At 29.2% G+C, this 10,680-nt stretch carries 9 protein-coding genes; 3 read left to right on the plus strand and 6 right to left on the minus strand.

From position 1 onward, the window contains the following. Together Q0J90_RS14450 and Q0J90_RS14455 are read right to left on the minus strand one after the other, a co-directional pair. Positions 1-1,219, minus strand: a 1,219-nt coding sequence (locus Q0J90_RS14450; protein WP_297278579.1) for an acyl-CoA dehydrogenase family protein, incomplete at its 3' end; no start/stop codon positions are given. Positions 1,220-1,264: 45 nt separating this feature from the next. Next, the gene (locus Q0J90_RS14455; RefSeq protein WP_297278580.1) at positions 1,265-2,611 is read right to left on the minus strand and encodes a butyryl-CoA:acetate CoA-transferase; all 1,347 of its coding nucleotides are present in this window, start codon (positions 2,609-2,611) and stop codon (positions 1,265-1,267) included. A 316-nt stretch (positions 2,612-2,927) separates the two neighbouring features. Between Q0J90_RS14455 and Q0J90_RS14460 the strand changes: the two genes are divergently transcribed. From Q0J90_RS14460 to Q0J90_RS14470, 3 genes are all read left to right on the plus strand, one after another. Further along, positions 2,928-4,526, plus strand: coding sequence for a peptide ABC transporter substrate-binding protein (locus Q0J90_RS14460; protein WP_297278581.1), 1,599 nt, complete (start codon positions 2,928-2,930; stop codon positions 4,524-4,526). A 25-nt stretch (positions 4,527-4,551) separates the two neighbouring features. Next, the gene (locus tag Q0J90_RS14465) at positions 4,552-6,156 is read left to right on the plus strand and encodes a peptide ABC transporter substrate-binding protein (protein ID WP_297278582.1); all 1,605 of its coding nucleotides are present in this window, start codon (positions 4,552-4,554) and stop codon (positions 6,154-6,156) included. Positions 6,157-6,218: 62 nt separating this feature from the next. After that, complete coding sequence (locus tag Q0J90_RS14470; protein ID WP_297278583.1) at positions 6,219-7,805, plus strand: peptide ABC transporter substrate-binding protein; 1,587 nt, start codon at positions 6,219-6,221, stop codon at positions 7,803-7,805. Positions 7,806-7,844: 39 nt separating this feature from the next. On the opposite strand, the gene Q0J90_RS14475 is transcribed toward Q0J90_RS14470, so the two are convergent. From Q0J90_RS14475 to thiE, 4 genes are all read right to left on the minus strand, one after another. Further along, positions 7,845-8,405, minus strand: coding sequence for a hypothetical protein (locus tag Q0J90_RS14475; protein WP_335825154.1), 561 nt, complete (start codon positions 8,403-8,405; stop codon positions 7,845-7,847). A 4-nt stretch (positions 8,406-8,409) separates the two neighbouring features. Next, positions 8,410-8,970, minus strand: coding sequence for an elongation factor P (efp, locus tag Q0J90_RS14480; protein WP_028330673.1), 561 nt, complete (start codon positions 8,968-8,970; stop codon positions 8,410-8,412). Between the two features lie 95 nt (positions 8,971-9,065). Then, the gene (locus tag Q0J90_RS14485; RefSeq protein WP_297278585.1) at positions 9,066-10,001 is read right to left on the minus strand and encodes a thermonuclease family protein; all 936 of its coding nucleotides are present in this window, start codon (positions 9,999-10,001) and stop codon (positions 9,066-9,068) included. Next, positions 9,965-10,657, minus strand: a complete 693-nt coding sequence (thiE, locus tag Q0J90_RS14490) for a thiamine phosphate synthase (RefSeq protein WP_297278586.1) — start codon at positions 10,655-10,657, stop codon at positions 9,965-9,967. Before thiE ends, Q0J90_RS14485 begins: the two co-directional genes overlap by 37 nt. Positions 10,658-10,680 lie beyond the last annotated feature (23 nt).

Raw genomic sequence — 10,680 nt, forward strand, 5'->3', positions numbered from 1 at the left:
TATTTCTTCTTTCACCAGTAATAGGACCTTTTTTAGCCATAGGACCAGCAACAGCAACAGGAGATTTAGGCATTTTACCAAGTATAGCAGCAGAAATAACAACTTTTTGTATTTCGCTTGTACCTTCATAAATAGTACAGATCTTAGCATCACGGTAAGCTCTTTCTACTATATAAGCACCTTTAATATATCCGTTACCGCCATGGATTTGAAGTGCTTGGTTTACAACTTCCAAACCTATTTCAGAAGCATATAATTTAGCCATAGCAGATTCAGTACCATAAGGCTCATGTCTGTCTTTCATAGCAGCAGCACTGTAGATAAGAAGTCTAGCAGCACGTAATTTAGTAGCCATATCAGCAAGTTTGAAAGCAATAGCTTGCTGCTGAGCAATAGGACGTCCGAACTGTATTCTTTCTTTAGAATAAGCTACAGCAGCTTCATAAGCACCTTGAGCTATACCTAATGCCTGAGCAGCAATACCAATACGACCGCCGTCAAGAGTCTGCATAGCAATTTTGAAACCTTGTCCTTCTTTACCAAGTAAGTTTTCTTTAGGAACTTTAACGTTATCGAAAAGCAATTGAGCTGTAGCAGAAGCACGAATACCTAATTTATCATATTTCTCACCAAATTCAAAACCTTCCCAACCTTTTTCTACTATGAAAGCACTAATACCTCTAGTACCGATACCAGGAGTAGTAACAGCGAATACTACATAAGTTTCAGCTTCAATAGAGTTAGTAATGAAGATTTTTTCACCATTTAATATATAGTGATCTCCTTTTAGTTCTGCAGTAGTTTCAGTACCGCCTGCATCAGAACCTGCTTCAGGCTCAGTTAAACCGAAAGCACCTAATTTTCTGCCTTCAGCAAGAGGAACTAAATATTTTTTCTTTTGTTCTTCTGTACCAAAAGCAAAAATAGGATAACTTCCTAAAGAACAATGAGCTGATAAAATTACTCCCATACTTCCGTCTACTCTTGAAAGTTCTTCTACAGCTATAGCATAAGCTATATTATCAAATCCTGCTCCGCCGTATTTTGTGTCAAAAGGCAACCCCATAATATCTAATTTAGCTTTACCTAATTGCTTTACAGCTTCTGTTGGAAATTTACCTGTTTGATCGTGCTCATGAGCTATAGGTGTTACCACTTCTTCAGCCCAAGCTCTTATTTTAGCACGAAGTTGTTCATGCTGTTCAGTTGTTTTAAACATTTATTTCTCCTTATAACTTTATTTAATTTATAATGATTAATACTTTTATTTATTACTTCTTCTCCAAATTTTTGCTTTTTCAGCTTCTTTAACCAATTCATCTCTCAAATCAGGATGAGCTATAGATATTAAAGCCTCTGCTCTTTGCCAAGTAGTTAAACCTTTTAAATTGATTTTACCATACTCTGTTACTACATAATGAGTATTAGCTCTAGTATCTGTAACAACTGTACCGTTAGCAAAACTAGGAACTATTCTTGATTTTAATTGTCCGTCTTTTCCTGTTACAGTAGATGATAAACAAATGAAGCTCTTTCCGCCTTTAGATAAATAAGCACCTAATACAAAGTCTAATTGTCCGCCTGCTCCGCTTATATGTTTAAATCCTGTAGATTCAGCACTTACCTGACCGAATAAGTCTATTTCTACAGCATTATTTATTGACATAAAATTATCTATAGCAGATATTACTCTGATATCATTAGTATAATCTACAGGAGCAGACATACATTCCGGATTATTATGTAAATAATCATACAATTTCTTAGTACCGGCACCGAATGCATAAGTTTGCTTATATCTGTCTATATTCTTTTTAGAACCTGTAATTTTTCCAGCTAAAGATATATCAACAAAAGCGTCAACATACATTTCTGTATGAACTCCTAAGTCTTTTAAATCTGATTCAGCTATCAAAGAACCTACTGCATTAGGCATACCGCCTATACCTAATTGTAAACATGCCCCATTAGGAATTTCTTCTACTATGAGTTTAGCTACTGTCTTATCTACTTCTGTAGCTCCTCCTGAAGGCATTTCTTTTATAGCAGGATTCTGACCTTCTACTATCATATCAACCTGATTAATATGTACAGCTTCTCCTCCTGTATGAGATGCTCCTAAACATCTAGGCATATTTTTGTTAACTTCTACTATAACACATTTGCATCTTTCTATCATAGCCTGCATATGCGAAGCATTAGGTCCAAAGTTAAAATATCCGTTTTCATCCATTTCTGATACTTGGAACATAGCAACATCTATACCAAAAGGCAAGTCCCTATAATACCTTGGCATTTCAGAATAGCGTATAGGATCATAGAAACAAAAACCTTTATCTACAGCTTTTCTTTCTAAACCAGACATATGCCATGAATTCCATGTAATATGCTTAGCTGCATCTTCTACTTTAAATATTTCAGGTTCCCAAAATAATATACCTCCTCTGAAATTGAGGTCAGATAATTCCGGAAGCCTCCTGGCTAATGCTTTATCTAATTCTATAGGAGTGGCAACTACCCAGCCATAATCAATCCAGTCTCCTGATTTTACAACTTTGACTGCTTCATCTGGAGTAGTTAATTTCTCTTGATAAATCTTTTTAAAATCCATAAAAAACTCCCCACTTGTAAAATTAATAGTTATTTTAATATACTCTAGTATAGTAAAATAAATTTGTATTGTCAATTAATTTTTACTCTATATTTGTTTTTTTCTGGCTTTTAAATTACAAAAATACGATTACAATAAATACATTATATATAAATTATATATACTTACAAAAGTACATTAAATTAATAATTTAAAATATTAAAACAGATTTAAATAAAATAATATTGGATTTTAATTAAAATCAAATTATATTGACTTTTAATATAATTTTAAATATAATTAAAATAGTGCTATTTTTTTCGGAGATAAAAAATTTATGAAAAAAATTCTAATATGCATATTAATTATTTTTATTATTTCATGCGGTAGTAAGAATAATAAAATAGATCCTTATAAAGATATCATTGTTAATATTGGAAGCGATCCAAACACTATGGACCCAACATTAAATTCAATAGGAGCTGTAACAACATATATACTTCATAATTTTGAAGGTTTAACAAAAATAGATATAAATAATAATATACAGCCTGGAATAGCTGAAAAATGGGAAATATCTGATGACGGACTTACATATACATTTCATTTAAGAACAAATGCTAAATGGTCTGATGGAAAACCGGTAACTGCCAATGATTTTCAATATAGCTGGAGAAGAGCAGCAGATCCTAGTACAAGAGCTTCATACGGTTATATGATGGAAATAATTAAAAATGCTAAAAAAATAAATATAGGACTTATGGATGTTACAAATTTGGCAGCTTATGTTCTTGATGATTACACACTGCAAGTTGTATTAGAAGCTCCTTCTATTTACTTTTTAGATTTTTTAAGCTCCTCAGGTATATTTATGCCATTAAGAGAAGATATAATAGATGAATATGGGTATAAATGGGCAGAAAATATTGATACGTATATATGTAATGGACAATATATAATTAAAGAGAGAGTAACTGGTGAAAAAATTGTAATGGAAGAAAATCCATACTATTATAACAAGGACGAGATAGTTGCTAAAAGAATAACTTTTATATCAAGTGCAAATACAGCAGATATAAGAGATAAATTATTGAATGGAGAAGTACATTTTTCTTCAATAGAGCCTTATAAAGATGATGTAGATTATCTCATGAGTAAGGGATATATAGTAAATAATGAAGCTATAGGTACGGATTATTTAGAATTAAATATTACAAATTTGGCATTAAAAAATAAAATGGTTAGACAGGCTTTAGCATTGGCAATAGATAGGAACTTTATATCTGATAATGTTCTTAAAGGTCAAATACCAGCCGGAGCTTTTGTTCCGCCTGCTATAAAAGGTATAAAACAGTCATTCAGGCTTGAATCAAGTAACTATATAGATTTAGATAATTATGAAAATAATATTATTAAAGCCAAAGAATTAATGGCCAAGGCAGGATATAAAAATGGAGAAAATTATCCTACTTTAGAAATGAAAGTATCTCCTGGAACATTTTATGAACTTGGAAAAGCTATACAAACAATGTGGAAAGATAATTTAAATGTTAATGTTAATTTAGTGGAAGAAGAATTTCCTGTAACATTGATTGCATTAACAAAAAAGAAATATCAAATTGCTAGAATGGGATGGACTGGAGATTATTATGATCCTATGACTATGCTTGATGTTATGTTAAGCTACGGAGGAGTAAATCATTCCGGATTTTCTAATGCCCAGTATGATAGTCTAATAAGTGAAGCTAAAACTGCATATTATAACAATTTAAGAATAGAATATATGAAAAAAGCTGAGGCAATATTAATGGACGAAATGCCTATAATACCATTATATTATAAATCAAATTATCTTATGGTTAATCCAAAATTAAAAGATTTTGTTATAAATTCTATTGGAAGGTATAGATTTAATTATTGCTATATAGAAAAATAATCAAAATATTAAAGGTTTAATACAAATGAAAAATATAATATCATTATTAATTATTATATTTGCTGTAATATCATGCAATGCAAATAATAATATACAAAATAAAAAATCTGGAGAAATATCAATAAACCTTGGAGGAGAACCAAGAACTTTAGATCCTACTCTAAATTCATTAAGTTTCGGATCTATTTATATGATTCACTTTTTTGAAGGTTTAACTAAAAAAGATAATAAAGATAATGTAGTACCAGGTATGGCAGAAAGCTGGGATATATCGGAAGATGGTTTAATATACACATTTCATATAAGAACAAATGCAAAATGGTCAGACGGAAAATCTGTAACAGCAAATGATTTTGAATATGCATTAAAAAGAGCCGTTGATCCAAAAACTGCAGCAGCATATTCTTATATGTTAAGCATTATAAAAAATGCAAGTTCAATATTAAGCGGAAAAATGTCTCCTGAAGAATTACAGGTAAAGTCTATAGATGATTATACACTTGAAATAACATTAGAAAACCCTACCCCATATTTTTTAGAATACATATCTGTAAGCAGTCCTTATTTTCCTGTAAGAAAGGATATTATAGAAAAATACGGAGATGAATGGACTAAAAATCCGGAAACTTATATAGTTAATTGTGCTTATGTTATGACAGAAAGGAAAACTGATGAAAAAATAGTTATGGAAATTAACACAAACTATTATGATGAAGATTCTATAATAGCCAAAAAAATAAATGTTCTAATAATGGATGATTCCAATACTGCATTGGCTGCCATGAAATCCGGAGATTTGCAGTTTTCTGTTATAGAAGCACCTATGGGTGAAATTCCTGCTTTAATAAAAGAAAATTTTATACTTCAGGAACCAGCTTTCGGAATATACTTCTTAGAAATCAATTCAGCTAAAGGTGTATTGACTAATCAAAATATAAGAAAAGCATTATCTCTTGCATTTGACAGAAAATATATTATATCTAATGTAACAAAAATGAATCAAATACCTGCCGGTGCTTTTGTGCCTCCGAATATGAACGATTATAATGGGAACTTTAGAGAAAACGGAGGAAATTATATAGATTATAATAACTATGAAGAAAATATTAAAAAAGCTAAGCAATTGATGGAAGAAGCCGGATATACAAACGGAGAAAATTTCCCTGTATTGGAAATAAGAACTACACCTGGATATTTTACTATTATATGCGAAGCTATGCAGGATATGTATAAAGAAAATTTAGGTATAGATATTATTATAAAGTCTGAAGAATACAATGTTACATATCAAGCTATGGTTGAAAAAGATTATGATTTAGCTAGAACAGGATGGACTGCCGATTACAGCGATCCTATGGCTATGCTTAACTTTTTTTCTAAATTTAGTTCTATAAACCATAGCGGATTTAATAATGAAGAATATAATAATTTAATAGAAACCGCATCAAAAACTAATAATCAGGAAATAAGAATGCAGGCTCTTCATAAAGCAGAAGACATACTATTTGATTATATGCCTATTATACCAATAATTTATAGAATGGATCCTTTTATGATAAGTCCGAAATTAAAAGGGGCAATATTCAATCCATTAGGAAGATATAGGTTTCATTATTCATACTTAGAATAGAATATTGTACTTTTTAAAATTATGTACTATACTATTAATTACTATATGATAGGAGATAAGCAATGCAAAAAATTATTAGTATAGTTCTTATAATATCGCTTATAATGATGTCATGTTCAAAAAAATCGCCTGAAGCTGAAGGTATAGTTGTTTCATTGGGCGGAGAAGTTGCTACAATAGATCCTCATTTAAATAATGCTAATATCGGTACAGTTTATATAAGACATTTCTTTGAAGGTCTTATGAAGAAAGATAAAGAAGGTAAAATAGTAGGCGGAATGGCTGAAAATTATAAAATGAGTGAAGATGGTCTTACATACACTTTTTATTTAAGAACTAATGCTAAATGGTCTGACGGTATTCCTGTAACTGCTGAAGACTTTGTATATAGCTATAGAAGATTCGTAGATCCTAGAACAGCTGCTCCTTATGCTACACTTATGGCGCCTGTAAAAAATGCATTAAAAGTTACCGCAGGAGATGTTCCTATAGAAGAGTTGGGAATAAAAAAAATAGATGATTATACTGTTGAAATAACTTTAGAAAATCCTACAGCTTATTTTTTAGAATTAGCTGAGATGTTTCTGCCTGTAAGAAAAGATATTATAGAAAAATTTGGAGATACTTGGGTATTAAATCCTGAAAGCTATATAGGAAATGGTCCTTACAAAATGACAGAAAGAGTAAGAGATGAAAAAATTACAATGGAGATTAACACTAATTATTATGCAAAAGATGAATTAGTAGCTAAAAATATCACTATATCTATGATAGCTGATAGAAATACTGCCTTAGCTGCTGTTAGAAATGGACAAATACATTTTTCTAATTTGATACCTAATCAAGAAATAGAGAACCTAAAAAAAGAAGGTCTTACTGTAGTAAATCATGCTTATGGAACTGTATTTTTTGAAATAAATCTTACAAATGAAGCATTTACAGATTCAAGAGTACGCAGGGCATTAGCTCTTGCTATAGACAGAAATTATATAGTAGAATCTATTAACAAATCTGATCAATTACCTGCCGGTGCCTTTGTACCTCCTCTAATTAGCGATTATGAAGGAGAGTTCAGAGCAAATGGAGGAGATTATATAAGCGTAAAAAATGAAGATTATCAAAAGAATGTAGAAGAAGCGAAAAAGTTAATGGCTGAGGCAGGATATCCTGATGGTGAAGGATACCCTGTTATAGAGGTATTAGTTGCAAATGACGGAAATGTTGTTATGGTTGAAGCTATACAGCAAATGTGGAAAAATATAGGTGTTGATGCTATTATTATACCTAGAGAATGGTCTGTTATTTCTCAGAATTTTAGAGAATTAAGTTATCAAATGGTATTAAGCGGATGGACTGGGGATTATAATGATCCTATGACTATGCTTGATTTATATTTAAGTTATACGCCTAGCAATCCTGGTTATAATAATCCTGAATATGACAAATTAATTGAAAGTTCTAAACATATAGTTAACAATAAAGACAGAATGAAGGTTCTGCATGAAGCAGAAGCTATATTAATGAATGATATGCCTATAATTCCAATACATTATAGATCAAATGTTTTAATGGTATCAACAAAACTTAAAGATTATAAATTAGATCCTTTAGGAAAATACAGATTCCATTATGCTTACTTAGAAAAATAATTCTTAATAAAGAGGATTGATTATACAAAATTAATCCTCTTATTTTGACTTTCTGTAATTATCTATAAAAATATTATACGGATACAATTTAAAAGAATCATTATAAACATTTTCAAGAAGATTTTTTATTAAATTAAGTTTTTCTTTAAATGTTTTATTTTTATCTTTAACTTTATTAAACTCTATAAAAAATGACTTCTTGACTATTTTCATAAAGACATTAATTCTTATTAACTCATCAAAAATATAACCATTAGGAACTTTTAATTTTTTTATTATTATAAAGAAAATAGAAAGTAAATATAAAACAGAAGCTATTCTAATAAAATAGACTATTGTAAAATCAGCACCAACTTTATCTATATATAATCCAAATATTTTATAGTATTCACCTCTTGAATTTAATGCCTGAATTATAAATATGGCTAAAAAATAAGGAATTAAATGCAATAGCCTCTTTATAGTTTTATAAATAGATTTGGTAAATATTATATGAAGTATAAAAGAAGCTATTGCAATATATATTAATAAATTTACTTTTACAAAGAAAATACTTATAAATATAAATAAAGCTAATAAAATAGAAATAATATAAAGCATTATTTTATTTTACACGCTCAACATAACTGTCATCTCTAGTATCTACTTTAATTTTATCGCCTATATTAATAAATAAAGGAACATTAACTTCAATGCCTGTTTGAAGTTTAGCAGGCTTTAAAGTAGAACCTGTAGTATCTCCTTTAAATCCAGGCTCTGTATAAGTAACTTCCAAAACAACATGTATAGGAAAACGAACTGCTGTAACTTCATCATTAATATATTGCAAATCTACTTCGCTGTTATCTAATAAATAATATTTGCTGTCTCCCAATATATCAGAATTAACATGCACCTGTTCATAATTATCTAATATCATAAATATATAACTGTCGCCTTCTTCATATAAATATTGTGCTTTTTTGTATGATATATCAGCTTCTTCAACGCTTTCTGTAGATGCAAAAGTTTTTTCTATCATGTTTCCTTTAAGCATATTTTTTAATTTTGTTTTCACATTTGCTTTTCTTTGCTGTGCTCTGTGAAAATGTGCATCTACTACTAAATAAGTTTCTCCGTCTAAAATAATAGCATCGCCTTTTCTTAAATCATTTACTGGTAACATTAAAATCCCCTAAAATTTTGATATTCTGTTTTTGTGTATGAATTATATTTTATTAATGATAAAATTTCAATATTTTATTTTAACTTAATATATTTTTAATTCTCCTCCCTGAACTTTGCCGGATCTGTAAAAGGACGTCTTCCCTGATGTTTCGATAAATAAACAATATTACTTGCTATAGTTGTAAATCCATTATCTCCGTATTTCATTATGGTTTCTTTGGCTTGCTTATCTTTCATCATAGGATATGCCAAAGGAACATCGTCTATAAATAAATGGCATAGTATACGCCCGAAAATATCATAAGAGCCCACAAGCATGCTTACATTAGAAGCGTTTTTTATTTTATTTTCAACATAAGCTTTAACATTAGTTCCGTAATTTTGTTTTAATTCCGGAGCATCAAGTCCTATAAATCTGTAATAATTATCTTTATATTTGATAGTATCTCCATCAACTACTCTTATACTGTTTTTATCAAGTTCTGCTAAATATTTATACATATCATCATTAAAATTAGAATCTATTTTATAAAAGTTTTCATTTGTTATTGATAAAAAAATTTTGGTATTATTATTGTCTTTTAAAGTTAAATATTCATCACTGTTTATATCATCTATACTCAATACAACTTGACAGCATTTTATATTTAAAGACTTTAATTTACTGATAAAATCCTTTTCAGAAGAGTAAAACATTATTTTGTCTTTAAATATATAAAAATATAGCATAAATTTAAAACTTCCAATATATTTAACGCTTGGAAAATGTATGCTTATATATTCCTTAGCCCCCTCTTCCAAATTCTTATCATGATAAACATAAACTTTATCTCTGTTTTTTATATAATCATAAATAATTCTAGTGTTATTATTTTTTATCATGCTTATTATTGATTCTGAGTCAATAAATAAATCTTTGCTTTCTTTCAAATTAGAAATCCTTATAAGGAAAATCAAAGAAAATATTATGACTGCAGAAAAAATAAAAACTTTTATAATCTTTTCATTTTTTTGATTAGAAGTTCGCATTTGGATTTTATATCCTCAGAAGATACTATCTCAGTAAGCATGCATAAACTCATAGCATTATGTTCTATAAGCAAATCCATATTATTTAATTTTATGCCTCCTATACAAACGAAAGGAACATCAATATTTTTTACTACATAATCAAGATAATCAATACCTGTAGCCTCATTAGCATCAGGTTTAGTATTAGTTGAAAATATAGGTCCAATTCCAATATAATCGGCACTTGTATTAACTGCCTCATTAGCTTGATTTTTGTTAGTGGTAGAAAGCCCTATAATTTTATCATATCCGACAATTTTTCTTACTGCTTCAATAGGCATATCTTTTTGTCCTATATGAACTCCGTCAGCTTCAACTGCAATTGCCAAATCAGCATAATCATCTATTATAAATAAAGCATCATACTCTTTTGTAAGCTCTCTAATTTTCAAACACTCTTCATATTTTTCACGCATATATTTATTAGGATTATCTTTTTCTCTGTATTGAATAATTTTTATTCCTGCCTCAAGCATTGATTTTACAACTTCTATATTATTTCTGCCATTAGAAAAATCTTCTGCCGTTACGCAGTATATTGAATCTTTAAAATATTTTTCCTTTAAAATCTCTCTTCTTTTATTTATATCTTTTAATCCTTTAATATCTTTCATAAATAAGTCCTGAAATTTATTTG

The sequence above is a fragment of the uncultured Brachyspira sp. genome, assembly GCF_944390595.1.
In the GTDB taxonomy this organism is placed as follows: domain Bacteria; phylum Spirochaetota; class Brachyspiria; order Brachyspirales; family Brachyspiraceae; genus Brachyspira.

Coding starts and splice junctions, on each gene's coding strand:
- Q0J90_RS14455 (WP_297278580.1), bottom strand. CDS start 2,611: ATGGATTTTAAAAAGATTTATCAAGAGAAATTAACTACTCCAGATGAA.
- Q0J90_RS14460 (WP_297278581.1), top strand. CDS start 2,928: ATGAAAAAAATTCTAATATGCATATTAATTATTTTTATTATTTCATGC.
- Q0J90_RS14465 (WP_297278582.1), top strand. CDS start 4,552: ATGAAAAATATAATATCATTATTAATTATTATATTTGCTGTAATATCA.
- Q0J90_RS14470 (WP_297278583.1), top strand. CDS start 6,219: ATGCAAAAAATTATTAGTATAGTTCTTATAATATCGCTTATAATGATG.
- Q0J90_RS14475 (WP_335825154.1), bottom strand. CDS start 8,405: ATGCTTTATATTATTTCTATTTTATTAGCTTTATTTATATTTATAAGT.
- efp (WP_028330673.1), bottom strand. CDS start 8,970: ATGTTACCAGTAAATGATTTAAGAAAAGGCGATGCTATTATTTTAGAC.
- Q0J90_RS14485 (WP_297278585.1), bottom strand. CDS start 10,001: ATGCGAACTTCTAATCAAAAAAATGAAAAGATTATAAAAGTTTTTATT.
- thiE (WP_297278586.1), bottom strand. CDS start 10,657: ATGAAAGATATTAAAGGATTAAAAGATATAAATAAAAGAAGAGAGATT.